Raw genomic sequence first — 23700 nt, forward strand, 5'->3', positions numbered from 1 at the left:
AGGTTTCGGGTGACATGGGAGCGGCGTGGTATATCGTGGCACGTACTCCATAGGTGACTTAATCGGTTCCGGCGTAAAAAACCGGGCCAATACCTATCTTGCCATGTTGTCCCACGACATCATCATTCGGTTTTCACCCGTCTGTCTTTAGGATCGGCCCTGGCGATTGCAATGAAAGAGCTTCAGCTGTCTGTATGCAGTTGAAGCTCCCTCAATCGTCCGAATTCGGCTCATTGATGCGTGAAAGATGTGTTTGTGTTGAGCTTGCCAAAGCCCTGTAGCCCTTCGACACGCGGCGAGTCACTTTAAAACCTTAGCAGCCCGGATCGATAAAAAACCAAATGCCCAGTCACCTCGAAATTGCCGTGGGCCAATACTCAGACAAAGGCCGTAAAGAAACCAACCAGGATTTTTACGGCGTTTGTATACCCAAAGAACCCCAGTTGAGTTCTAAGGGAGTTGCAATTGCTCTAGCCGACGGGATCAGCAGCAGCGATGTGAGCCAGATTGCCAGCGAAACCGCTGTTAGGAGTTTTCTTGAGGATTATTTCTGCACTTCGGACGCTTGGTCTGTCAGGAAATCAGCACAACGGGTTTTGATGGCGATTAACTCCTGGTTATATGCGCAGACACAAAAAAGCCAGTATCGTTACGATAAAGACAGAGGTTATGTGTGTACCTTAAGTGGCATGGTGATTAAATCAACCATCGCACATATTTTTCACGTGGGCGATGCACGCATCTACCGATTTCGTGATAAGGCTCTGGAGCAATTAACCAATGATCATCGATTTTGGGTATCACAGGATCAAAGCTATCTTAGTAGGGCTCTAGGAATCAATCCTCAGGTCGAAATTGATTATCTGTCACGTCCCGTATGATTATTTACCGAGAAGGAGTTATGCTCTGTTCGAAGCCCGGAGCCTTCTCCAGGAGATATTCGGTTCGTCCAAGTGAGGTTTCTCTCCATGCAGATTCGTCTTCATAAGAACGCCCGTACCACCCCGGCCGTTCGGCAGGCCATTCAAGCGTCCACGTTGAGCGAGCGCGCCTTGGCCCAAAAGCATGGCATTAGCCGAACGACCGTCCGCAAGTGGAAACACCGCTCCTCGGTCGAAGATGCCTCACACCGGCCCCACACCCTCAGAACCACGCTCACGCCCGCCCAGGAAGCCATCGTGGTCTACCTCCGCCAAGCTCTGCTCCTCCCCTTGGATGATCTCCTGGCCGTGACCCGGGAATTTCTCAATCCCGCCGTGTCCCGTTCCGGGCTAGACCGCTGCCTGCGCCGCCACGGGGTGGCGTCCCTCAAGACCCTGCTTCCGCCTACAGAGAAGGCGAAGGTCAAACCCTTCAAGGCCTATGAGCCCGGCTTCCTTCACCTGGATGTTAAGTACTTGCCCGCCATCGACGGCGAACCCCGCCGATACCTGTTCGTCGCCATCGACCGCGCCACCCGCTGGGTCTATGTCGCCCTCAAGCCCAACCGCACCGCCTTAAGCGCAAAGGACTTCCTCAAAGCGGTGATTCAGGCCGCGCCTTTCCGCATCCAGAAATGCCTGACCGACAACGGCTCGGAGTTTACCGACCGTTTCCTGACCCGAACTCGGCAGCCCTCGGGGACGCATGAGTTTGACCGCCTCTGTACTGAACAAGGCATCGAACATCGCCTGATTCCGCCGGGCCGGCCCCAAACGAATGGCCTGGTGGAACGCTTCAATGGCCGCATCGAGGAGGTGTTGCAAACCCATCACTTCGATTCAACCGCCGATCTGGACACCACCTTGCACCGCTATGTCGAGCTGTACAATCATCACATTCCCCAAAAGGCCTTAGGCCATCTCACCCCGATCCAGGCTCTCAAAAACTGGCAACTGTCCCACCCGCATCTCTTTCGCAAGAAGGTTTACAATCATGCGGGACATGACATCGACTCGTTTTTGCCCTATTGTCTTCCTAATCGCACATCTTTCGCCTCACCACCCTGCTACTGCAGCCCACGAGAGGAAGCTGATGAAATATCCGGGCTAGCGTCGGGGTTCGGGTTGATTTGGTCAACGCAGGGATGGATCTCGTACTCGTAGCGCAAGCTGGCGCGTGCTTTAAACAGTCATTCTTGGCAGGTTCGGTAACGTAACCCCCCTGATTTACATATAGAAACCTGCTACGGCGAGCATGAGCCCAAATGCCGAGAGTCGCACCACCTCTCCGTTCATCCACGGTTGCGGAAAAGGCGAGGTGGCGCGATGGCGAAAGAACGCCAGACCTAATCCTTTTCGCCACAGTCCTCATCGGTAACGGCTTCGAAATTGCCGTGCAGGCGTACCGCTAACCGCTGACCGATTTCGAACCGTTTGTTTCAGCGTGGTTCATGCCTGTAGTACGTTATAGGCTTCCTGCCGCAGACTAAAACGGAAACCGCACGATGGCGTGGCTGGTCAGGACTTGCAGATTGCCTGCGCCGTCGTTCCTGACGCACACTTCAACTGTGCAACGGTTATTGAAGGTGCATTGGGACACCAAGTTGAACCAGCCTTGCGTTCCCGCATTCGTGGTGGAGACGGAATAATAGAAGTGGGCAGGCTCATCGCGGCTCACTGGACGGTCTTCCCAGGCACAGGTTCCTGGAGCCAGGGTGCGTCCGCTCGATCCCGCGGCATTTGGCGATCTGACGAAGGTTATATCCTTTCGGCTGGTGTTAATCCCTCCATGGTTCTGGATTTGAAAGCCACCTCTGCAAATCAGAGTGAAACCGCCTTGATTGCCGGCGCAGGGCGTTGCATAAGCGGAGGGCGAGACGGCGATCGCGAAAAACAGAGCGGAAGCGAACGTGAGGAGTGTTTTCATGGGTAATCTCCTTGATAACCATGATTCCAACCAGAAAAAGCTCAATTCATCTGAGCTCTGAACACGGATATGGAAACGTACATTAGCCCTGGAATTCCTTTCAGGACTAATGAATAGTCTGCCCTGCGGGTCTACGGCAGCCAGCACCTACGAAGCGGGCGTCGAACCACCAGAATAAACAGGCCGACAGCGAGTCTCGTCCCCGTTTCATGATTCAACTCGACCGGCGATGCCGCAAGCATCGCTCGGAGCGATAAGATCGCTCCATAAAACCCTATAGCGGTTTTTCAGAAAAACATATAGGCACTATTTCGTAATGCGTTCATGACATGGGTTTTAATTTTGTAACGCTTTTTTCGCCGCACTCACCGTACTTCTGCTCGGCGAGTGCGCCGCTTGATATCGTTTGCGGTCACGGTGATGGCCTGTGTTCGACCAGAGCCGCCGTGCGCTCCTTTTTCCAGGTCGTCCCGTACAAATTCCCTGGCACGGACGCTCTGATTATGTCCCCAATTCAGGGAAATGACCTGTGTAAGTAATTGATCCAACAGACTCTCACCTCAGTCAGTCACTCCGCACATTCCCTGTGCGGAGCCGCAAGCGGTGCTCACGCGTGCGTTTGCCGGGAGCGAACGGGAACATGCGAAGCACGGCCCGAAAGGCGAGTTTCAGGGATGAAGTGGGTAGCGGCCGCGCCACACGGCGTTATCCCGCTTCGCTCGCGAGTCCGGGGCACCGCATCCCTGGCCTACCTGCTCACACGCTAAGCGCCAGGCCCGAATCTGCTCCGGATACAAGCCGCGCCGGCGGCAATACTCCCCCAATTCCGATTCACTTAGCGAAGACGTCTCCACCGCCGCCGCGAACTTGTCCCGCGACGTCCACCCTTCCGGACCCTGATCGCCATCCGGCAACAAACGTGCTTGGCGACGGGCTTCCTTCCGCTAGTGATACAGCGTCGCTTCCGAAATCCCTTCCTCTCGGGCCAACTCATAGCACTTGATGATGCGGCAATATCTTCTTCAACACAGCTTCTTTTCGTTCCAACGAATACTTCATCTCTCACTCACTTCCGTCCTCTTGACTCTGTAAGAGATCAATCCATCTGATACGACATCTATCCTGACAAAGGGGTTAGGGAGAACGCGGTCATTGTCTTCTCGAAAGACAACAGCAATGGACTGGCTAGATGTCGCGTCTCGTATGATTATTTACCCAGAAGGAGTTATGCTCTGTTCGAAGCCCGGAGCCTTCTCCAGGAGATATTCGGTTCGTCCAAGTGAGGTTTCTCTCCATGCCGATTCGTCTTCATAAGAACGCCCGTACCACCCCGGCCGTTCGGCAGGCCATTCAAGCGTCCACGTTGAGCGAGCGCGCCTTGGCCCAAAAGCATGGCATTAGCCGAACGACCGTCCGCAAGTGGAAACACCGCTCCTCGGTCGAAGATGCCTCACACCGGCCCCACACCCTCAGAACCACGCTCACGCCCGCCCAGGAAGCCATCGTGGTCTACCTCCGCCAAGCTCTGCTCCTCCCCTTGGATGATCTCCTGGCCGTGACCCGGGAATTTCTCAATCCCGCCGTGTCCCGTTCCGGGCTAGACCGCTGCCTGCGCCGCCACGGGGTGGCGTCCCTCAAGACCCTGCTTCCGCCTACAGAGAAGGCGAAGGTCAAACCCTTCAAGGCCTATGAGCCCGGCTTCCTTCACCTGGATGTTAAGTACTTGCCCGCCATCGACGGCGAACCCCGCCGATACCTGTTCGTCGCCATCGACCGCGCCACCCGCTGGGTCTATGTCGCCCTCAAGCCCAACCGCACCGCCTTAAGCGCAAAGGACTTCCTCAAAGCGGTGATTCAGGCCGCGCCTTTCCGCATCCAGAAATGCCTGACCGACAACGGCTCGGAGTTTACCGACCGTTTCCTGACCCGAACTCGGCAGCCCTCGGGGACGCATGAGTTTGACCGCCTCTGTACTGAACAAGGCATCGAACATCGCCTGATTCCGCCGGGCCGGCCCCAAACGAATGGCCTGGTGGAACGCTTCAATGGCCGCATCGAGGAGGTGTTGCAAACCCATCACTTCGATTCAACCGCCGATCTGGACACCACCCTGCACCGCTATGTCGAGCTGTACAATCATCACATTCCCCAAAAGGCCTTAGGCCATCTCACCCCGATCCAGGCTCTCAAAAACTGGCAACTGTCCCATCCTCATCTTTTTCGAAAGAAGGTTTACGATCTTGCGGGACTTGACAGCTAGAACATTTGGGAAGAGCGTGACATCCAGTAGTCACGCCCAGCTTTGGCAGATGCTTTCGTACAAGAGCCATGCAGGCGGGGCGAGATATGTCGAAGTGATTCCGCGGTTCCACCAAGATCTGCTCCGCCTGTGGGGTCTTGTCGGGTCCCACAGGGGGGCAGGCTTGTCGCTAAGGCAATAATGGGTGTGCTCAGAGCGTGGAACTCACCACGATCGCGGTGTCAATGCGGCGATCAATACACTCCTTGCCGGGCTTGGAAGGCGCCACGAGGGTTTGCGCCATGCGGCGTAAACGTCCGGAATCCCCTAGCTTTCAATCCGTGTGGAGCTTCAAATACTGGCTCCCTTGGAGGACATGGCCGCTACATCGTCTGCGACAGATCCTGATGCATCTGATTCGGCAGGCAAGACTCGGCTGCCAGACCCGTCATCAGTTGGCGGTCTTCCCAAGCGTATAGGACTGAAATCATAAAGCGTTGGGCCTGCAATCAGCGGTGCGGGACTGAAATCATCCGTCCAGGATCACATTAGCTGCAACTAACGGGGTTCAAACTATGAGGTTCGTCTACGGCATTCCATCCCGCCATTGAGCTTGCGGGAACCGGGTGGCCAATATAGCATTGGACTCCATCAATCGGCCGTGTGGGCTCAGCGGATACCTGGGTGAGCAGAGTGAACTTCCGGTGTTCGGCCATTGCTGACACTGGCCCTCTCCCGAAAACGGACGTTCGGGAATGACCGCTCCCAGGCCCCCTAATCACTGCTGCCCTTCAAGGCGTCAGTCAAGAAGCGGACGATCGGATCTTGCAAGGAATTCGGATGATGACGCTATCGACGATCCACGAAGCTCCACTGAATCTCCCGCTTATAAGAGAGGTATTGGAATTAATCAGATCGTGCGGAGTCTGGTTGTTAAGGGTCTCCGGGATCGACAAGGGCGGGTAAGCCATGAAGATCGTCGTTATAGGTGGCCCTGGCCTGCTCAGCTCGAAGACTGTCGCTATTCTGCGCCAGGGCGGCCACGAGGTCGTCGCTGTTTCGCCCAAAAGCGGCATCAACATCATCACCGGCGAGGGGCTCAAAGATGCCATGGCTGGCGCGCAGGTGGTGATCGACCTCGCCAATTCACCATCATTTGAAGACCAGGCGGTGCTGGAATTTTTCGATACCTCCGGCCGCAACCTTCTAGCGGCAGAGGCCGCAGCCGACGTCCGGCACCATGTCGCACTATCCATCGTCGGAACCGACCGGATGCCCGACAATGGCTATTTGCGCGCCAAGGTCGCCCAAGAGAAACTGATCAAGACCTCCGGCATTCCTTACACCATCATCCGCTCGACCCCATTCTTGGAATTTCTCGGCACCATCGCCGGTTCAAATGCGGATGGAAACATGGTCAGGATTTCGCCCGGCCTGTTCCAGCCCATCGCGGCGGACAACGTTGCTGCCATCGTTGCCGATGTGGCGCTCGCGGCGCCGCGAAACGGTATCGTCGAAGTCGCCGGCCCGGAACGAACACCGTCCAACGAAATCGCCGGCTATCTGTAGGCGGTCGGCGACCCGCGAGAGATCATGAGGGATAGCGAGGTCCGATACTTCGGCGGCCGGGTCGAGGAGTATTCGCTCGTGCCGACAGGCGAGGCGCGCCTCGGCCGCATCGGTTTCGACGAATGGCTCCGAGTCGCCGCAAAGCAAGCTGAGAGGGGAGCGTGATGAGAATTCTGATTGCCGGGGCAACCGGTGCGATTGGCCGGCCGTTGGTTCGTCGCTTGAGAGCGAACCAGTATGAGGTATTCGCACTTGCGCGATCGCCCGATTCCGCACTCGCTTTGAAGGAAATTGGCGCGGAGGCGGTCGTCGCCGACGCATGCGATTCCGCTGCGGTGAAGGCCGCCGTCGGACGAATCCGGCCCGACGCTGTGATCAACGAATTGACCTCACTGCCCCGGCACTACACGCCCGCCGAAATGAAGGCAGCGGCAGAACGCGATCGCAAAGTCCGAGTGGAAGGCAATATCAACTTGCTTGCGGCACTTTGCGATGCGGGTGTGCGCCGCTACCTGCTGCAAAGTTCCGGATTCTGGTATGAGCCCGGCGCGGGGCTCGCAGACGAGACTGTCCCGTTCATCTCCAGCGCATCCCCGGGAGTCGAGGCAAGAGCCCGCACCTATTTTGAATTGGAAGCGCGCGCATCGGCGACGCCAGGAATCGAGTTCGTCGCGCTGCGGTATGGATTCTTCTATGGCCCCGGCACCTGGTATACGCGCGAGGGAGATATGGGAGATCAGGTTCGGCAACAGCAGGTTCCGATTATCGGTAACGGCCAAGGCGTCTACAGCTTCGTGCATATCGAGATGCGGCCGAGGCGACCGTTGCCGCGCTGGAGTGCCCGCCGGGAGCCTACAACGTCGTTGACGGAAACCCGTCTCCTCAGCACCTGTGGCTGACGGCGTTCGCACGTGCTGCAGGAGCACCTGCGCCACCTCGCGTCAGCGAAGACGAGGCGCTTCGGGTGTTAGGCCCGGACGCGGTCTATTACGCGACCAGGCTTAGGGGTGCTTCGAACGAGAAAGCTAGGCGAGAACTTGGATTCCGCCCGCGCCGGCTTGAGTGGATCTAATAGCAGCTTGAAATGACTCAAGTGATAGCCGGCGTTAAAATTCCCGACAGCACGAGCGCGCGTGAGGCAGCTGAGCTGGTGCACCAGTACGAAAATGAGATGTTATTCAACCGTTCAGTTGTCTCTGTCGCGGCGCTGTTTCACGATCTTGGCCTTGTCAATCATTTCCATACGCAGACAAAGCTGTTTGAAGTTGATGGTGCTGCCGCCGCTCGCGAATTTCTAGAAGGGCACGGCATTCGTTAGCCAAAAGCGGATTTGGTGTGGGAAGCGATTGCCTGACATACCACGCCCGGAATTCCACAAGACATGCAGTCGGAAATTGCTCTTACAAACGCAGGGGTTTTAGTGGATGTCGCGGCAATTGGGTATGACGAGTACACGCCAGAACAACGCGACCAAGTTATCGCGGCATTTCCGCTCGGCGATTTCAAAAAAGGAATTCCTTCAGCTGCAAACCTTATCGGTCTTGAAGAAGCCTAAGACCACGTTCGGGACGGTCAATTTCGATTACATCGAAAATCACGATCCCACATTTCGCAAGCCAAACGCGGGCACTCGTGCCTGCAACGCTCCCTGGCTAACCTGAGCCGTAGTTACATGACGGCCGTCGCGAACCCCATAGCAGCAAACAGGTTGCAACAAGAGCAGTGCTTTCTGCACTTAGTCAGTAAGCGCCTTGGTCACTGGAACGAAATGCTCCCAAACTCGCCAACCGAATGATGGTGCTCTATGAAAAACATCCTCTACTCTCTGCTTCTCGCCATCCTGCCGTTCGGCAACGTACTCGCGGATGCGCCGAAATCGACGAACGTCCAGGTGACTCTCGTCTACCAGCACGAGCTGCCGAACGTTCCCGGCAAAAGCATCAAGGGCGTGCTCGTCGAATACGGCCCGGGCGGCTACTCGTCTGGTCACACGCATGCCAAATCCGCCTTCATTTATGCAACCGTGCTTGAGGGGACGATCCGCAGTCAGGTCAACGGCGGGCCGGTGACGACCTACGAGGCCAGACAGAGCTTCTCCGAGCTACCCGGCGACCGCCACGTCGTCAGCGCCAATGCCAGCGAGACAAAGCCGGCCAAGCTCCTCGCGGTGTTCGTAGTGGACACGAACGAGACGGAATTGACGATCCCATTCGGGAACTGAGGTTTGATACCTTTCGTGCGGAGATATTGCGTCGCGAGAAAATGCAGGACGCCATTCGAAGAAAATAAAGATTGGAGGCCAATGACCGGAATGGCCGAGAAGCCGCCCTTGGTAGTTCGTTGCGTCGGACAGGTAGATCGGCAAACTTGATTAGCGAGGAAGTCCAGTACAGGCTCACATCGTAAGCCATAAGGGCCTTGGACTACGGGCATCGATCACATGAGAGGTGTCCCATACCGATGAACCGGGTGCAGTTTCAAACGGTTGTCGTTGGCCGAGTTTCTGACGCAGACGGCTGTAAGGCGTAGTGCGAAGATATCCGTATCGCAGGCCACGCGACCGGAACACGGGCCGGTCGCTCTCGATATGGAGTCTAGGTCGTTGATGCCCTTATCGACAAGCCGGTTAATCTACCCCGCCATCGTCCCACTGCAGCGGCAAATCACACCTTTTTTCCGGTCGGGATAGTCGATGGTCATCGCCATAAAGGAAATCTCGACTCCTATTTATATTTAGAGGAAATCCAGCATTATTCAAACGAGCCTAAAACATTCCCAAGGTCAATTCTCAAATGGACGAAAGCCCTACCATGCCCGCGCCGCTTGATCTGACCTGAAGTCAATATGGTCAACTCACCGTGTTGAGTACCGATGGCCGAGTGAAGTTCGGACACCTGCAATCCGCCCGGCTCTGCCGGTGCGATTGCGGTGTCGAGATCACCGTGCCGCAAAACCGGCTGCCACATCGAGCTACAATTAGTTCCCGCCATGCCGTGAGCGCCTGCCCGGAGTGCCGGCGACCACGTTGCGTCATCCGCGGCGGAGTTGTCCGACAAGGCTCGCTCCCCCGCGAGACCTGCGCAAGAACGCGCTGCAAGGAAATCCAGAGCGCCAGCAGGCCTATTACGCCGAACATGCGGCTGAGATACAGGCTAAGCGCCGGCCGAGGCTGAACGCTCTGTCAATTGAGCAACGGGAACACTGGCTGGAACGGATGCGGTACTACGGGTGAGCCTAGCGGCAACGCTGGCGACAGGACAGGAACTCAAGGCCGATCCCGCCCGGCACCGAGAGTATCTCGACTGGATACGGGAACACCGACGCCAACGCCGTAAGCAGAGGTAGACAGTCGACAGGAAAACACCACAGTAATGACAAAACCGTCCATGTCTACCGATCCATCCGGCTCCGGTCGGGACTGGCCGCGCACCGTTAACGAAGCCGTAGACCGATTGGCGAGCACGCTGAGCCAAGCCGAAAAGGAGGAAATCGTGGCGCTAGCCGGAGATAATTGAATTGGTTTGCATTTCGGCCTTAGTCACGGATCTGAAACGACTTTGGGTTATGGCAGAACGACCTTAGCCGGCGAACAGATTGCCAGCAGATTCGTGTGCGGAGGACTCGATTCTTCGGCGGCTAGCCTGCTCATTCGTTCCGGGCGATGCCTTGATGGTGACTATTTGAGCGCTGTGGTGCGACTGCGGCATCAGTGCAAGTGCAGCAAATTGCTACACTTCGGCCGCAACTAGTTTTTCGATGAACCGGAGGGGCTTTTTTCTTTGGTTATCATTCCGCACTGGCGCCTTTAGCTTAACAACCAAGTCCTGCCCGTCCTCTGAAATTAAACCGACAATCTTGCAGTTGCGAATGAGATTGCGGATTTCTCTGCGAGAGTAGGTCGATCGCATAGTACGGGCTCGCAATTCCCGAAATTGGATACGATTTCGTAAGCCGCAAAAGGCCTGCATGGGGGCTGGTCTTTCCATTAACTGCGTGCCTTCGTCGAATACAAGTGGTCGATGCCCGGAATACGAGCCGCACGTGTTCGGTCTGCAAGCATGAGGACGAAGCCAATCGTCCATCGCAAACCGAGTTCCGCTGCGTGACCTATGGGCACACCGACTATGCGGACGAGAACGAGGCCCGGAACATTGCGTCCAGGGCTAGGGCCGTTGTCAATAGGTCGAAAGCCTCGGAACGGCACTAGGCAATTGACGCATGATAGGCTCCTCGTTGAAATGGCGGCACGGAATGCCGCGTTCGATGTGAATCGGGTAGGGCATCATCGCTCGCTGTGGTGTATGCTCGGGATCGCCTCTTGTGTACCTCGATTTATTCATGGAGTTGTGAAGCTATGGCTCCTCCCGAGAAAAAGACCCCTCCGCGTTTCGGACTCCTCAACCTTTCGGAGCTGCTGCTACCAGCTAGGAAATACCCCTATTTTGAGCAATGGAAGCAGTTCCCCTTCGAGGCGAAGGCGCGCGAGCACTCCCGGATCAACGCCTGGTGGCTCGCGGAGTGTGCGTTGTTGGCGTATGAAACCCACAAGGATATCGAATCGATTCTGAAACGCAGAGAGGTCGATTGTTTTGATCTAGAGTCCTTCCATCCCTGGTCGAATGCCGATACTGGATTGGATGGCTTTTCTATCCAAGGCGACGACTTTGCGCTTTTGGTCTTTCGTGGCACGGAATTTTACCGGCCGGAAGATATCCTGAAGGATATCCGCAAATTGCAAAGCTCAGCGAAAGATCTTCGTCAGGATACGAAGCTCCGGCTCAAGACGTACGAAGGTCCCCCGCGATTCGAGGTCCCAGTGGTCTGTGGTTTTTACCAGCCTCTGCAAAGCATTTGGCCGGAGTTGAAAAGCTGGATCGAATCGATCCCTCCGTCCAAGAGCTTTTGGCTCACCGGACACAGCCTAGGCGGCGCCATGGCCACGCTGCTGGCGTTTCAGTATCCCGAGCGTGTGGCTGGGGTGTATACCTTCGGTTGTCCTTGCCCGGGCGGAGCGGATTTCGCCCGGGAGTTTAACAAGCGAAGGCTCGACACCCGAACCTTCCGCTACGTGCATGGCGAGGACCTGGTGGCCTACGGCCTGGAAAAGGTGTCGGACGGGCCGAGATCTAAGGACAGCCTCTATCAGCCAGTTGGCAAGCTGGAGATGGTAGGGACGGAATCGCCAAGAAACCTTCTGGAACGGGCTTTGAACCGGCTGTTGCTTGGTGCTCTGACCGATCATGCCCCATTGTACTATGCCATACATACATGGAACCGCCTTCTGGATTAGAAGGTAGGATGGTCGCGCTGGGGAGAACGAGAATCTCCGTGCCGGAGGTCTCTTCACATATCGATGACGAATCGAAAGGTGGAGACGGCGCGGTATTGCTTCAGCTTGCTGTTAAGAAAAAGGGCTGCACGCCTACCGGCTGAATGCTAAAGACTTCAGCTTCTATACCGCGGTCTAACTAACGGCTTCGCTTGGATGATGGTAGTGCTTGGTAGGTCGATTCTCGTCGTGATCTCGTATAAAGCGAGGCTTGCTACTGGGTTACCACTTGGAGCCAAGCCACTAGTACTGCATCAATCGTCGATTGCCGAGTCCAAGGAATGACGGTCCGGCGTTTCTGGCCGGATCCTTGGTTAGGAGACGAAGATGTCGAAAAAATATCGGGTGACGCTGACCTGTGAGGAGCGGCGCGAACTGGAAGGGTTGGTCAACAAGGGTAAGAGCGAAGCGCGAAAACTGGCCCATGCCCGGATTTTGTTACAGGCCGATGAAGCCGAGGGCGGACCTTGCCGCACCGATGACGAAATTGCTCGGGCGTTAAACGTCCACGTTCGTACGGTGGAACGGGTGCGGCAGCGGTTCGTGGAACAAGGTCTGCCGGCGGCCTTGGTGCCCAAGCCGAGCGAACGCGTGTATCCCCGGCGGCTGGATGGTGCCCAGGAAGCCCGGCTGATCGCGCTGGCTTGTTCGCCGCCGCCGGAGGGCAAGTCGCGCTGGACCTTGCGGCTCTTGGCTGAGCGTCTGGTCGAGCTGGAAATGGCTGAGACCGTCTCGTACGAAACGGTCCGGCGCGTGCTGAAAAAAACGAACTCAAACCGCACCTCTGCAAGCGGTGGGTCATTCCGCCGAAAGCCTCGGCCGAGTTTGTTGCGGCCATGGAGGATGTCCTAGAAGTTTATCAGCGGCCGTACCGGAGCGAACGGCCGGTCGTCTGTTTGGACGAGACCTTTATCCAGCTGATCGGCGAGGTCCGAGAACCGCTGCCGAGGGAGCCGGGGCGGGTGGCACGTTATGACAGCGTCTATGTGCGGAACGGGGTGGCGAGTGTGTTCTTGGCCTTCGAGCCGCTGGCCGGGTGGCGTGACGTTCAGGTCACCGATGGCCGGACCCGTCAGGACTTTGCCCAGGTTGTGCGAACCCTGCTGGAGGGGCGCTATCGGGAGGCAGATAAAATCGTGTTGGTGATGGATCAGCTAAACACCCATTCGACGGCGCGCCTCTATGAAGCTTTTGCGCCGGAGGAGGCTCGACGGCTCGCCGAGCGGCTGGAGATTCACCACACGCCGAAGCACGGGAGCTGGCTGGACATGGTGGAAATTGAACTCAGCGCTTTGGCCCGCGATCTGCCGGAGCGGATCGGCGAACGGGCCGACCGGGTCCGGCATGTCGCCGCCTGGGCGCAGCGCCGTAACCAAACCCAAGTGAAAGCCAACTGGCAATTCACCACGGCCGACGCGCGGATCAAACTCCGTAAGCTTTACCCCACGTTTGACGGGTGACGGAGCACTAGTGCACCATCATCCCTCGATTGCCAGGTGCAAGCACCGAGGGTTCGAAGCTTCAGATTGGTTCTGTGGAACGCGGCTCACCATGTTCGACGCAAGAGATCCGTCCATAAGCTATATCTCACTTCCCAGCAGTGGCAGAGCACTAGAGCGATGTTCATCGTTGTACCAGCGTACAAACGCCAAGACCCAGCCACAGGCCGCCTCGATGCTCTCGAAGCCTCTATGGGGATAGTCTGGGCGGTAACTTGCAGGTGCGAAACAGCGTCCGGTCTAGGCATTGTCATCGCTCGCCCGTGGACGGCTGTAGGCGGGTTCAATCCCCATAGCGGCGAGTGTCGCTCGTAACGTGCTGCCCTTGTGCGGGCTGCCGTTGTCGGCGTGGAAGACCAAGGGTTTACCGATACAGCCTTCGGCCAGCACCGTGCGGCATACGACGGTTGACAGACACCGTGCTGACCGTCAGGGATCATGTCATAGTCGATTTGTTCGGGATCGTTGACCACTTCAGCGAAGCGGCAGGTGCTCAAGCGCTCATGGACGGGTCTTTTTTGGGGATCGTCTATTGAAATGGCTCCCGATATTGGAACTTGCCGTCTCTTTTTTTTCGGACGCAAGGCAGGCCGAGCAAGGATCTGTATGCGGTAATGGGCGCGTTCATTCTTCAACAACTGCGCGACTTGAACGATGCTGCGACCGTCGAACCTAGGTGTTCAATCAGATGTGGCTCTACGCCTTGAATGTGCGTCATGGGATGAGTAGGTCTGGTAGCGAACCCAGCGCAATGATCGGTGTCGGATTGTCGAGGTGGGTCCGGATAGGCACCTTTCAGGTGACGGAACTGACCGGCCCCAACGAGGCTGACGCTACGGTATGGATTGGACGCTGACAAACACTCTGACCAAGTGGTCGTTCGAAATGATCCGAACGATATGGACGACAACTTTCTACAAACCCGCCAATCTCCGCCACCCGGATGTCGCTGGTGTAGTTGTCGATCCCTCAGGAAATTCAGCGTCGAGACTTTCCGTGTTTGGTTCACCGATATCAGATTCCGTTTCGGCGGATGATGGATCGCTATCATCGCTGGGAGAGTTCGATCCCTCCAGATCCGGGATAGCTTCCGGTTCTGCTGCTAATCCGGAGCTCTCGCGTACCGCTTTCACCTCCTCGCCATGACCTTTTTCATAGGCGGCCCGATGTGCCCGCCGTTCGATAGTGATGATGCGACGACCGAGTCGCAGTAATCTCTGCTGCCATTGATAGTGCGCCTGTCCACACTGCTTGTTGTTTAGTACGCCGGTGAGCCAGAGGGCGTCCAAGGTGATCATGAGCTCATCAAGCATTTGGATCAGAGCCACGAACTGGGCAACCTGGGGTAAGACGATGTGCGCAGTGAAGTCCATGGGATGGGTGTACCGCGGCTTTTCGGTCACGCCGTTATCCGTACATAGTTTTTCCATTCGAGCCTTCTCGCGTTCCAGGTCGCGAGCACAGTCGCTGAACATCTTGCTGACGGCTTCTTCCACAGCATCGATCCCAGCTTCCTCACCAATAATCCGGAGGATCACGTCGATTGCGTACAAGGATCGCACGAGTGGGCGAAAAACACGGCGGACGACGCGCAACGCCTGCTCACTTTGAATTTTGATGGTACGGTCAACGACCGGGCGACTGATCGTATGAGGGGTTCGTTCAGCCATCGCTATATTCCTCTATGTGATTCTCTGGAGTGGAGTCCTAGGGACGTCGCTCCGAGCGCCAAATCGACATATCCATGAGCATACCGTCGTCGGCGGCTACCAGCGTTGCAATAAATGGCCGAAATCGGAATTTTGTGCGGCGATCCGGCTGTGAGATTCAATCAAGATTGACCATTGGCAGATCAGCCCGGTCTTGGTGGGTGATAGCCGCCATCCCGTTGATTTTCGTCCGTAACGCTTCATGGCGAGTCCCAGTGCACTTGGTCTGGGAGATCGGCCAATTAATCGAAAAGCGCGTGGCGAAGCTTTGGAAGTAGTACCCGAGACCCCGCCCGCACCCGAGCCGCTCGAACTCTGGCAGGGCGACAAACGGTGTCAGGCCGGAATGCAAAAGGCGCTCGATGCCGGTTGCCTTCGGCGGTTGTTCACAAGCTCCAGCACGCCGGTCAAAGCGTGCGATTCGAGTACGACGCCCTCAACCGGCCGACCCGTGCCATCGACCCACAGGGGAATGCAGTAGTCACCGAGTACGACATCGGCGGACGGCCCATCCGGGTGACCGACCCCAACGGTCTTGTCACCCAGTACGATTATTACGACCAGACCTAGAACGGGCGGCTGAAGCGCCTGACCGGCCCCGACGGGCGCTACACTGACTACTTCTACGACCCGAACGGCAATGTCGTCCGGACGGTTGACAACGGCGGGCGCGAAACGTTGACCGAGTACGATGTCCTCAACCGGCCGGTCAGGATCATCGGCCCAGTGCATGATGCCCTTGGTCTGACCAACATCCGTCAGGTCACTGAGATCCAGTACACCCCTTGGGCGATGTCCAAAAGATCCGGGCCGGCTATCGCACCGCCACCGGCAGCGAATCTCTGACGGACCAGGCGACCTGCGCCTACGACGATTTCGGCCGAGTGATCGAAGCCACCGACGCCAATGGCCGCACCACTCGCTGGACCTATGATGCCTACGGCAACCCTATCCGCCGCGCCGCCTCCAACGGCCATGTGGTCGAATGGGAATACGATCACACCCGCAACGGGCTGTTAGTTCGGCGCACCGCGAAGCTCTCCGACACCGATCCCGCGCCACACATCACCCGATACACCTATAATGCCTTGGGCCAGGTCCTGAGCACGAAGACGCCGGAAGTCACCTATGAATACACCTACGACACCGCCCATCGCCTCGCCACCGTGACCGGTAGCCGCGGTCCTAAGGCGCTGACCTACCGCTACAGCTCCGGTGGGCTCCTCGACAGTCTCGAAGACAGTGAAGGTCACCGTCGTGATTACCTGTACGATGCGGTCGGGCGTTTGAGTGCCGTGCGGGCACCGAGCGGTGAGCAGGTCAACTTCGTGTTCGACGGTGGCGGACAGCTCTTGGAAACCACCATGTCGAACGGCTACAGTACCCTCTACCGTTACACCCCAAAGGGTTACCTTGGGGAACTCGTCAACCGGGCGGCGGGCGGTACCGAAGTCAGCCGCCACACATACCAGTACGATCCGCTCGGCCGGCGTACCGGCCACCTGGAAGCCGTCGCCGGGGCGGTGACCGATTACACCTACCAGTACGACACCCTCGACTGGCTGCGGGAGGTGCGGACCAATGCGGGCGCGACCCTTTTTGAAGCCTTCGCCTACGATGTGTACGTCAACCGGCGGGAACGGATCACCCGGGACGGTAGCGTCCAGCGTCACGTCTACGACGCCGCCCAGCAATTCCGGGAAACCCGGGACGGTAGCGATACCGGCGCGATCCTCGCGAGCTACACCTACGATCTTGGCGGCAATCTGATTCAGCGGAGCGGCGGCGCGATGCTCAACTTAACCTATGATGCCCTGGAACGGCGGGTCGCCGCCAGCGGCACCGGCCTTGCCCCGGAAACCTATGCCTACGATCACCAGGACCGCCGCATCGAGACTAACGTGGATGGGACGCTACGGCGTTCTGTCTATGCCGGGCTTGAGATCTAGAGCGACTACGGCAACACCTGGACCCAGGTGCAGGCGCTGTACACCTATGCGGGGGTGGACCGTCCCCTGATTCGGACCGGTACCGGCGGCACCGTCTACTACCACGCCGATGCCCTCGGCTCGGTGGTGGCGGTCACCAATGCCGCTGGGGCGGTCACCGCCAGCGCCCGCTACGATGCTTTCGGCTGAACGCTCGCCGGCGGCAATCTCCCGCGCTACGGCTACACGGGGCGCGAGCCCGACGCCACCGGGCTCATGTATTACCGGGCACGCTATTACGATCCGACGATCGGCCGGTTCACCCAAAGGGACCCTGCGGGCTTTGCCGACGGGCTGAACCCGTATGCGTATGTCGGGAACAATCCGATCAGCTTTACTGATCCCTTGGGGCTGAACAAAGTGGCCCCAATTGCGAGCTCGAATGTCTCGGCGTAACAGGGAAGCAGGGTAGGGGATGGCCGGAGTGTCGACCAGATTAAGGGATTCGCGCTGGGTTTCGTGCCGGGCTATGACCTCTATCAGGCCGCTCGGAACCCAAATGCCACCGGGTGGGGTTACGCCATTGGCATCGCCGGCATTCTCCCCGGCACCGGCAAGGGCGGCGGGTTGTGGATGATATAAATCCCCTCGCAGATGTCAACGCCGACTGAAAAGTGACCCCTTTTGAGGGTTTATCGCCGAAGTAAAATTGACCCCTTGAGGCCCAAAAGTTATTCGACGGCCGCTGTCTGCGGCGGGGTTGTTCCTGCCTTGCGCTTGTCCTTCAATCGGTAACTGTCGCCGGTGATTTGCACGATGTGGGCGTGATGCAGGAGCCGATCCAGCATCGCGGCCGTCAGGGTCTGATCATCGGCAAAGGTGCCCGCCCACTGGGTGAACGGCAGGTTGCTGGTGAGAATCAGGCTGCCGCGCTCGTAGCGCTTGGCGACGACGTTGAAGAAGAGATTCGCTTCGTCACGTCCGAGCGGCAGATAGCCGATCTCATCGATGACCAACAGCCTGGGCGCCATCACGACCCGGTTGAAGTACTCCTTGAGACGCTCCTGGCGGTGTGCGGCGGTGAGTTGCAACATCAGATCGGCGGCGGTGACGAAGCGTGTCTTGAGGCCGGCCATCACCGCGCGGTAGGCCAAGGCGATCGCCAGATGGGTTTTACCAACCCCGCTGGGGCCGAGCAGGACGATGTTCTCGGTGCGCTCGATAAAGCTCAAACCCGCCAGTTCCTGGAGCTGGGCCCGGGGCGCTCCCAAGGAGAAAGCAAAGTCGTACTGCTCCAAAGTCTTCACGACCGGCAAGGTGGCCATCTTGAGCAAGGTCTGCCGGGTGCGTTCGGCGCGGGCCTTGGCCTCGGCGATGAGCAGTTTCTCGAGGAAGTCGGCAAAGCTCTCCTCGCGATCGGCGGCCTGCTGGGCCAGGTGGGGCCAGTCCGACCCGATCCGCTCGAGCTTCAGGCTTTGGCTGAGTTCGGTAATCCGGGCGTGCTGCAGATTCATGCCGTCACCTCCAGCAACTGGTCGTACACCGACAGGGGATGTTGCAGGCTGTCATGGGGCAAGACGCGGCCAACGTGCCGCTGGGGTGCCGGCAAGCCTTGGGGTGCCTGAACCGGCAACGGCCGCAGGGCGAGGCGCTCTTCGGCCAATCGCACCGCGGGCTGTACGCCGGTGGTGCCGTGCACCCGTTGATGCGCCACCTGATCGAGCCAGGGGCCGATCTGGGCATTGGCGGTCTCGACATCGAGTGTCAAGCCGGCGCTCTTGAGCGTGGCCGCCAGTGGCGTGATGAAGCTGGCTTTCAGGTATCCGTTGAAGCGCTCCACCTTGCCCTTGGTTTGGGCCCGGTACGGCCGGCAGACCTTGGGCCGGAAGCCATACGCCCCGGCCAGCGCGTACAGGGCCGGGTGCCAGCGGTGCCGGCCTTCACCGTAGGCGTCCCGTTCGGTGATGATGGCGCCGGCATTGTCGAACAGCACCTCTTCGGGCACCCCGCCGAAGTAGTGGAGGGCCTCGCGCAGCCCCGTCAACCAGGCCGCGCTGTCCTCGCGGTCGGAAAAGCGCACGAACGTGGCGCGACTGAACCCCAGCGTGGCCACGAAGGCTTTGAGCGGATCGCGCCCCCGCCGGATCGTCGTGAAATCGGCCTGCATCTGGCGGCCCGGTGGGGTTTCAAAGCGGACCACCGGTTCTTCCGGTCGCCGTTTGAAGGGGGCGAGATACGCCTTGAGCTGGCTGATGCCGCCTGCATAGCCCCGTTCACGAAGCTCTCGCAGCAGCACCGTGGCCGGAATCCAATGCGGACGTGCCGCCTCGATGCGTTGCTGCAGATAGGCTTTGAAGGGATCCAACTTGCAGGGGCGGGGCGCCCGCAGCCGGTACCGGGGCAACGCGCTTTCGCTGCGCAGGTACTTGCGTACCGTGTTGCGCGAGACGCCCAGCTCCCGCGCGATGGCTTTGATGCCATGGCCCTGTCGGGCCAATACTTTGATCTCCACTGACTGCTCCTGAGTCAACATTTCCGCGGCTCAAAAAAGCCGCCATTTTCCCCCAAGGGGTCAAATTTACTTCGGTGTCAGGGGTCATTTCTACATCGGCGGTGACATTTAACCCAACCTGCGCGGGTTGACCGGGGATGACGAAGCGTGGGAGGCGAGCTATGACAATGAAACCTCATACAAGCTTGATGGAAAAAGCTTCGGGTAAATATCGTGTCTGATCGCATATGTGTCGGTATTCAATACCGCAAATTTTCATCACAACAACGCTCAATACCGATAACAATCCCGCAACGCCTCCTTGCTTGCCTGCCCGGCGTTGGTTAATGACAGCAAGCCGTGTTTTTTTCCGTTGATAGTCGCTTCGCCGTAGGCTTCCCCGCTCAGTAGCCCTTTGGGTAGGCGTGAGTTGCGTAAACTCACCATGCGAATATCCTGCGTACCGGCTTGTTTTTTCATAACAATCGGATAAACCACATTGCTGATTTGTATGTGCAGGTGCACAGGATCTAAGCGGCTGGTCGTCCCTGAAAAGGTAGCGGCAAAAACGGGTTGATTGTCCTGGCAAAACAAATTGAGAGCACTAATGCCAACCACAGGATGCTGCACCCCCGCCATTTTGATGCCTCTGACTTGTTTATATTCCCATTTCACGTCACTGATGCCTGCGGGAAGCGGTACGGAAGACGTGGTAGGAGCGGATGCGGGCTTGCCTGCGGGGAAGATTTTGTTGCCATGCCATTGATACACGGAGGTTTTTTTCACGCTCGGACAACAGCGTGGATCATTCGGACCCGGCCATAAAGCGTGTACATGGATGAAACCGTCTTTGACCTCAACGCTTTCCACCTGCCCTAATGGGTCTGATGTTTCCGCAACGGCTTGATAGCCCTTGCCTATATCGGTGAACACCACCACGCGGTTATTCCACCATGTCCCGCCTGCCCACAAGGCATTTAAGACAATTTCAGCTTTGCCGTCGCCATTCAGGTCGGCACTTTGCGTGCTGACGAGTTCGACACTTTCATGGTTCGCTGATGCTTTTTTGTTGGCTTTGGCAAGGTAAGCTTGCACGGCTTTATTCTGAGCTGGGCTTAAATCCGCCGCCGGTACAGATCCGATCATCAGCCCAACCAACGCCACACCCATCAGTTTCCACACCGCCGGATCGAAGATAAATTTTTTTTGCATTCTGTTTTTCACTCTGAAAATTGGGTAACAACTCGCACTTCAGGAGGCACACTTGTCGCCTTTCAAAAAACTTTTTTAACGTGCCAGAGGGGGTTTGGCCTACCTGATCCGGCTTCTTTCTTTTCACACGGCTAGTGCAAAAAACCGACAAACCTCCGTACCGACTGCCAAAAACCAACGCTCACAAGAAAATCAAGCCACTTCCCAGGTCCATAAATCAGGACAACGTCGGATTTTATGCCATTGGCAGTCAGCGAGTTTGAAGCAGGTCTTGCCCCGCGGGCGAGTTTGGCTTTGCTTGTCCAAAGACAAACGGGGCGGGAACACATTTGGAGGTTCGGAGCACGCCCGCAGGGTTTGTGCCAGAGAGGGCGCGAATCAGTGGACATCCGGATGGTGCGCTGATCCTGCACGTCGCCGGCTTGAGCCGGGGCTACACAAGGCACGTTTCTGTGCCTTGTGTAGCCGCAAGCGATCCCGCGTGTCTGGTTCGTAGAAGGTGGTGCGGTACCCCAGCACGCTCAAAGCGCGAATCAGCCCGCGGTAATAAGTGGCTGCGCCGTTCCAGTAGGTCGAGACCAAGCTGGAGCCGAAGAATGCGACGTGGGGTCGATGTTTCATAACCACCTCTCACAGGACAGCGGGCTCTTTCCTCGATTTGCGCTTTGCGGAACGGGACAGACGAAGTTCCCGACAGATGTCGAGCAACTCGTCGACGCGGTGCGCGCAGGTATGCCGTTTCAATATGGCGGCGCGGCCGTGTTCGGCCAGCGTCCGCGCGAAGCTCCGATCGTTGAGGATGGCCGCGATGGCCTCCTCCATTTCACGGCGGGTGTGGGCGACCAGAAAATCCTGTCCCGGCGTGAATAAATGTTCGATGTCGTCCCAAGGGGCACTAACCAAAGGAATGCCGCAGGCCAACGCCTCGAAGGGGCGTATCGTCGGTATTCCGGGCAAAGCCCGGGCATACGGCCGCCGCGGGACATGGACTGTCACCTTGAAGCGGGCGAACACTCGCGGGACTTCGTAATTCGGCAGCCATCCGCCATATTCGATTCCGGCCTCAGACAAGACTTTGAGCGCCCGTTCCGGATAGCGCACACCGTAAACCCGCGCTTGAAGCCCGAGGGTTTTGGCCGGCTCGAACAGGAATTCCTCGAGTTCACGGGTGCGCTCGTCGTCGCCCCAATTGCCGATCCAAACCAAATCGCCTTCCTCGGGCTCGCACGGTATCGGCCGGAAGACCTGGGTGTCGGCTGCTTCGTGCCAGGTCCAGGCGCGCGCGGCCCAGCCGCGGTCCAGGTAGATGTCCCGTAGCACCTTGCCGAATGCCAATACGCCATCGTAGTGTTCGAGGTCGTATCGGGCGATCGACTCCGGATCGGTCACGGCACGATGGTGGGTGTCGTGGAACAACAAGAGATAGTGTCCCGAACGAGCGCGATGGCGCCCGATCTTCTTGACCAGGGCCGGATCGTTCCACTCGTGCACGATGACGACGTCGGCGTCGGCCAGGACGGCTCCGGGATCGAGTTGGTCGACGTCGTAGAACCGGCTGAGCAGGTGTGGATAGGCTTCGAAAAAGCCCCTGAGTGAACCGGGTGGCCTCTCGGCGCGGAGGTTGCGAAGACTCCAACCGTCGGTCGGCTCATACACTTCGACGCAGTGGCCGCGCTGCATCAGCTCGGTGACGATGCCCCGCAAGAAATGAGCATTGCCGTGATTCCAGTCGGAAATCAGAGAGTGATAAAAAAGTACAAACTTCATCCTGGGCTCCCACTTGTTTTGTTGGACGGAAGGGTGGGACCCAAATCGGTGTCAGTTTTCTTGCGGTGCGCGGACTCGATCGCTTCAGGGCGATAGTCCCCGGTGCGATGTCGCTCCGGCCGCGGTGCCGGCCCGGCATTCGGCCGCCCGGTTATCGGTAGTCAACTCCCGGTAGACCTTCCAATACGCCACTGTCATCCGTATTGGGACAGGCTTTTCGGACGCTCGCCGGAGCCTGTCGAACGGGAATGAACTGAATCCACTCATTCAGTGCTCCCTTAACGCGAGCGGCGGGTTCTCCTTCACTGTGCCACAAGATGCGGTGACCGAGATGGAACACAATTGTTCGAAAGCCTAAGTACATTCAGGGAAGTCTTGCGGCATAGGCAGCCTGCAGGACAACCCCGGCGATCAAGCCAATCTGTCGAGACTCCGCAAATATTTGCGGAATGTACTTAGGCGATACTCCAGGCGGTTTTTCCCGGGATCGGCGGAGGCGGGACGATATAGAACGGAAACTCGGTGGATTCGATTGTCTCCTCGGACTGCTCGGTCGGAGAACGGGGCATTTCCGTTTGATCGGATTCAACTTTCGGGGTGGTTTCACTGTTCATGATTTTCAGCCTCTTTGCTGGGTTTTTGAGCAACCCGGTTTACCGCGTATTAAGTGAGCTCTGATTAAGTCAGGGATTCGGAGAAGCGACCTGAGCAACTGGTCGATCTCATGCTCTTGCCCAACCCAATCACTCCCCGCATTCCCTATGCGGAGCCGCACGTGGCGCTCACGCGGGCACCCGTCCGCCGGGAGCGAAGGGGAACGAGCGAACTACCGCCCGAAAGGCGAGCCAGGGATGAGGCGAGTCAATCGGCCTCGCTATCTGGTCCCGCTTCGCTCCCAAGTACGGCGCAACCATTCCCTGGCTTGCCCGCTCGTTGTGTTGCGCCTAGCCGTGCCGATGTGGCCCGGAGGGAAAGGGCTTATTCAGAGCTTTCTTAACAACTGACGTGGAAACACGTGTTGTGGAAAGTGATGCGTCATCGTCATAACTCCTCGCAACCCTCGTGCCACCATCGCTTTCATACCATAAATCCTTGATATTTCTTTTGACT

The 23700-nt window shown here is 57.7% G+C and carries 23 protein-coding genes and 2 pseudogenes; 16 read left to right on the forward strand and 9 right to left on the reverse strand.

The genetic code is table 11. The annotated features are described in order from the left end of the window. The first annotated feature begins 341 nt into the window (after positions 1-341). Both QEN43_RS03925 and QEN43_RS03930 read left to right on the forward strand, forming a co-directional pair. Complete coding sequence (locus QEN43_RS03925; RefSeq protein ID WP_026612052.1) at positions 342-881, forward strand: PP2C family protein-serine/threonine phosphatase; 540 nt, start codon at positions 342-344, stop codon at positions 879-881. An 87-nt stretch (positions 882-968) separates the two neighbouring features. After that, a pseudogene (locus tag QEN43_RS03930) lies at positions 969-1928 on the forward strand (IS481 family transposase); the annotation flags it as partial. 478 nt (positions 1929-2406) lie between these two features. Here the strand turns inward: QEN43_RS03930 and QEN43_RS03935 are convergent. After that, complete coding sequence (locus QEN43_RS03935; RefSeq protein WP_026612053.1) at positions 2407-2847, reverse strand: hypothetical protein; 441 nt, start codon at positions 2845-2847, stop codon at positions 2407-2409. Positions 2848-4141: 1294 nt separating this feature from the next. On the opposite strand from QEN43_RS03935, the gene QEN43_RS03940 reads away from it, so the two are divergent. The 11 genes from QEN43_RS03940 (at position 4142) to QEN43_RS03985 (ending at position 13444) form a co-directional block, all read left to right on the forward strand. After that, on the forward strand, positions 4142-5107 hold the full coding sequence (locus QEN43_RS03940) for an IS481 family transposase (RefSeq protein WP_026610199.1): 966 nt from the start codon (positions 4142-4144) through the stop codon (positions 5105-5107). Between the two features lie 948 nt (positions 5108-6055). After that, positions 6056-6655 carry an SDR family oxidoreductase gene (locus QEN43_RS03945; protein WP_202901197.1) on the forward strand — a complete coding sequence of 200 codons (600 nt, stop codon included), beginning with the start codon at positions 6056-6058 and terminating at the stop codon, positions 6653-6655. A gap of 24 nt (positions 6656-6679) precedes the next feature. Next, a complete protein-coding gene (locus tag QEN43_RS03950) occupies positions 6680-6820 on the forward strand; it encodes a hypothetical protein (RefSeq protein ID WP_202901198.1) in 141 nt (46 codons plus the stop codon). Continuing rightward, positions 6820-7554 carry an NAD-dependent epimerase/dehydratase family protein gene (locus tag QEN43_RS03955; protein ID WP_202901199.1) on the forward strand — a complete coding sequence of 245 codons (735 nt, stop codon included), beginning with the start codon at positions 6820-6822 and terminating at the stop codon, positions 7552-7554. The genes QEN43_RS03950 and QEN43_RS03955 overlap by 1 nt, the downstream gene beginning before the upstream one ends. A 185-nt stretch (positions 7555-7739) precedes the next feature. Further along, a complete protein-coding gene (locus tag QEN43_RS03960) occupies positions 7740-7973 on the forward strand; it encodes an HD domain-containing protein (protein ID WP_202901200.1) in 234 nt (77 codons plus the stop codon). A 63-nt stretch (positions 7974-8036) separates the two neighbouring features. After that, a complete protein-coding gene (locus tag QEN43_RS03965) occupies positions 8037-8210 on the forward strand; it encodes a hypothetical protein (protein WP_202901201.1) in 174 nt (57 codons plus the stop codon). Between the two features lie 249 nt (positions 8211-8459). Continuing rightward, positions 8460-8876 (forward strand): cupin domain-containing protein, encoded by a 417-nt coding sequence (locus QEN43_RS03970; RefSeq protein WP_026612054.1) that lies wholly within the window; start codon positions 8460-8462, stop codon positions 8874-8876. 1165 nt (positions 8877-10041) lie between these two features. Then, positions 10042-10170, forward strand: a complete 129-nt coding sequence (locus QEN43_RS03975) for a hypothetical protein (protein WP_317963718.1) — start codon at positions 10042-10044, stop codon at positions 10168-10170. A 497-nt stretch (positions 10171-10667) separates the two neighbouring features. After that, on the forward strand, positions 10668-10862 hold the full coding sequence (locus QEN43_RS21660; RefSeq protein WP_162144363.1) for a zinc ribbon domain-containing protein: 195 nt from the start codon (positions 10668-10670) through the stop codon (positions 10860-10862). Between the two features lie 147 nt (positions 10863-11009). Next, the gene (locus QEN43_RS03980) at positions 11010-11945 is read left to right on the forward strand and encodes a lipase family protein (protein ID WP_026612057.1); all 936 of its coding nucleotides are present in this window, start codon (positions 11010-11012) and stop codon (positions 11943-11945) included. 366 nt (positions 11946-12311) lie between these two features. Then, a protein-coding gene (locus tag QEN43_RS03985) for an IS630 family transposase (protein ID WP_317963719.1) occupies positions 12312-13444 on the forward strand; the annotation gives its coding sequence in 2 pieces (ribosomal slippage) (positions 12312-12753 and positions 12753-13444; 1134 coding nt in all). 953 nt (positions 13445-14397) lie between these two features. On the opposite strand, the gene QEN43_RS03990 is transcribed toward QEN43_RS03985, so the two are convergent. Together QEN43_RS03990 and QEN43_RS21915 are read right to left on the reverse strand one after the other, a co-directional pair. Next, a complete protein-coding gene (locus QEN43_RS03990) occupies positions 14398-15153 on the reverse strand; it encodes a hypothetical protein (protein WP_235726715.1) in 756 nt (251 codons plus the stop codon). Positions 15154-15528: 375 nt separating this feature from the next. Continuing rightward, positions 15529-15924: a hypothetical protein gene (locus QEN43_RS21915; RefSeq protein WP_026612059.1), complete on the reverse strand. Its 396-nt coding sequence runs from the start codon at positions 15922-15924 to the stop codon at positions 15529-15531. 53 nt (positions 15925-15977) lie between these two features. Here QEN43_RS21915 and QEN43_RS04000 point away from each other — a divergent pair, with 53 nt between their 5' ends. The 3 genes and pseudogenes from QEN43_RS04000 to QEN43_RS21675 form a co-directional block, all read left to right on the forward strand. Next, the gene (locus tag QEN43_RS04000) at positions 15978-17141 is read left to right on the forward strand and encodes an RHS repeat domain-containing protein (protein WP_026612060.1); all 1164 of its coding nucleotides are present in this window, start codon (positions 15978-15980) and stop codon (positions 17139-17141) included. Positions 17142-17168: 27 nt separating this feature from the next. Next, positions 17169-17330: a hypothetical protein gene (locus tag QEN43_RS04005; RefSeq protein WP_156912921.1), complete on the forward strand. Its 162-nt coding sequence runs from the start codon at positions 17169-17171 to the stop codon at positions 17328-17330. Positions 17331-17366: 36 nt separating this feature from the next. Further along, positions 17367-17576: pseudogene (locus QEN43_RS21675) on the forward strand (RHS repeat-associated core domain-containing protein); the annotation flags it as partial. A 275-nt stretch (positions 17577-17851) separates the two neighbouring features. Here the strand turns inward: QEN43_RS21675 and istB are convergent. The 6 genes from istB to QEN43_RS04035 all read right to left on the reverse strand — a co-directional run bounded on the left by istB (position 17852) and on the right by QEN43_RS04035 (position 23204). Then, complete coding sequence (gene istB, locus QEN43_RS04010) at positions 17852-18634, reverse strand: IS21-like element helper ATPase IstB (protein ID WP_026609733.1); 783 nt, start codon at positions 18632-18634, stop codon at positions 17852-17854. Next, positions 18631-19653 carry an IS21 family transposase gene (gene istA / locus QEN43_RS04015; RefSeq protein WP_026609734.1) on the reverse strand — a complete coding sequence of 341 codons (1023 nt, stop codon included), beginning with the start codon at positions 19651-19653 and terminating at the stop codon, positions 18631-18633. The genes istB and istA overlap by 4 nt, the downstream gene beginning before the upstream one ends. A 249-nt stretch (positions 19654-19902) precedes the next feature. Further along, complete coding sequence (locus QEN43_RS04020; protein WP_026612062.1) at positions 19903-20823, reverse strand: FG-GAP repeat protein; 921 nt, start codon at positions 20821-20823, stop codon at positions 19903-19905. A 378-nt stretch (positions 20824-21201) separates the two neighbouring features. After that, positions 21202-21444, reverse strand: coding sequence for a hypothetical protein (locus tag QEN43_RS04025; protein WP_084162397.1), 243 nt, complete (start codon positions 21442-21444; stop codon positions 21202-21204). A gap of 9 nt (positions 21445-21453) precedes the next feature. Further along, the gene (locus tag QEN43_RS04030; RefSeq protein WP_051331470.1) at positions 21454-22590 is read right to left on the reverse strand and encodes a CgeB family protein; all 1137 of its coding nucleotides are present in this window, start codon (positions 22588-22590) and stop codon (positions 21454-21456) included. A gap of 455 nt (positions 22591-23045) precedes the next feature. Continuing rightward, complete coding sequence (locus tag QEN43_RS04035) at positions 23046-23204, reverse strand: hypothetical protein (RefSeq protein ID WP_156912922.1); 159 nt, start codon at positions 23202-23204, stop codon at positions 23046-23048. Between the last annotated feature and the right edge of the window lie 496 nt (positions 23205-23700).

This window comes from Methylocaldum szegediense, from assembly GCF_949769195.1.
Taxonomy (GTDB): Bacteria; Pseudomonadota; Gammaproteobacteria; order Methylococcales; family Methylococcaceae; genus Methylocaldum; species Methylocaldum szegediense.

Bases quoted from the DNA above. Each gene is read 5' to 3' on its own strand.
- QEN43_RS03925 (WP_026612052.1), top strand. From the start codon at position 342: ATGCCCAGTCACCTCGAAATTGCCGTGGGCCAATACTCAGACAAAGGC.
- QEN43_RS03965 (WP_202901201.1), top strand. From the start codon at position 8,037: ATGCAGTCGGAAATTGCTCTTACAAACGCAGGGGTTTTAGTGGATGTC.
- QEN43_RS03945 (WP_202901197.1), top strand. From the start codon at position 6,056: ATGAAGATCGTCGTTATAGGTGGCCCTGGCCTGCTCAGCTCGAAGACT.
- QEN43_RS03960 (WP_202901200.1), top strand. From the start codon at position 7,740: ATGACTCAAGTGATAGCCGGCGTTAAAATTCCCGACAGCACGAGCGCG.
- QEN43_RS03935 (WP_026612053.1), bottom strand. From the start codon at position 2,847: ATGAAAACACTCCTCACGTTCGCTTCCGCTCTGTTTTTCGCGATCGCC.
- istB (WP_026609733.1), bottom strand. From the start codon at position 18,634: ATGAATCTGCAGCACGCCCGGATTACCGAACTCAGCCAAAGCCTGAAG.
- QEN43_RS03970 (WP_026612054.1), top strand. From the start codon at position 8,460: ATGAAAAACATCCTCTACTCTCTGCTTCTCGCCATCCTGCCGTTCGGC.
- QEN43_RS03955 (WP_202901199.1), top strand. From the start codon at position 6,820: ATGAGAATTCTGATTGCCGGGGCAACCGGTGCGATTGGCCGGCCGTTG.
- QEN43_RS03980 (WP_026612057.1), top strand. From the start codon at position 11,010: ATGGCTCCTCCCGAGAAAAAGACCCCTCCGCGTTTCGGACTCCTCAAC.
- QEN43_RS04025 (WP_084162397.1), bottom strand. From the start codon at position 21,444: ATGAAACATCGACCCCACGTCGCATTCTTCGGCTCCAGCTTGGTCTCG.
- QEN43_RS04030 (WP_051331470.1), bottom strand. From the start codon at position 22,590: ATGAAGTTTGTACTTTTTTATCACTCTCTGATTTCCGACTGGAATCAC.
- QEN43_RS03990 (WP_235726715.1), bottom strand. From the start codon at position 15,153: ATGGCTGAACGAACCCCTCATACGATCAGTCGCCCGGTCGTTGACCGT.
- QEN43_RS04035 (WP_156912922.1), bottom strand. From the start codon at position 23,204: ATGAACAGTGAAACCACCCCGAAAGTTGAATCCGATCAAACGGAAATG.
- QEN43_RS03950 (WP_202901198.1), top strand. From the start codon at position 6,680: ATGAGGGATAGCGAGGTCCGATACTTCGGCGGCCGGGTCGAGGAGTAT.
- QEN43_RS21915 (WP_026612059.1), bottom strand. From the start codon at position 15,924: ATGCACTGGGCCGATGATCCTGACCGGCCGGTTGAGGACATCGTACTC.
- QEN43_RS03940 (WP_026610199.1), top strand. From the start codon at position 4,142: ATGCCGATTCGTCTTCATAAGAACGCCCGTACCACCCCGGCCGTTCGG.
- istA (WP_026609734.1), bottom strand. From the start codon at position 19,653: ATGTTGACTCAGGAGCAGTCAGTGGAGATCAAAGTATTGGCCCGACAG.
- QEN43_RS04020 (WP_026612062.1), bottom strand. From the start codon at position 20,823: ATGCAAAAAAAATTTATCTTCGATCCGGCGGTGTGGAAACTGATGGGT.
- QEN43_RS03975 (WP_317963718.1), top strand. From the start codon at position 10,042: ATGTCTACCGATCCATCCGGCTCCGGTCGGGACTGGCCGCGCACCGTT.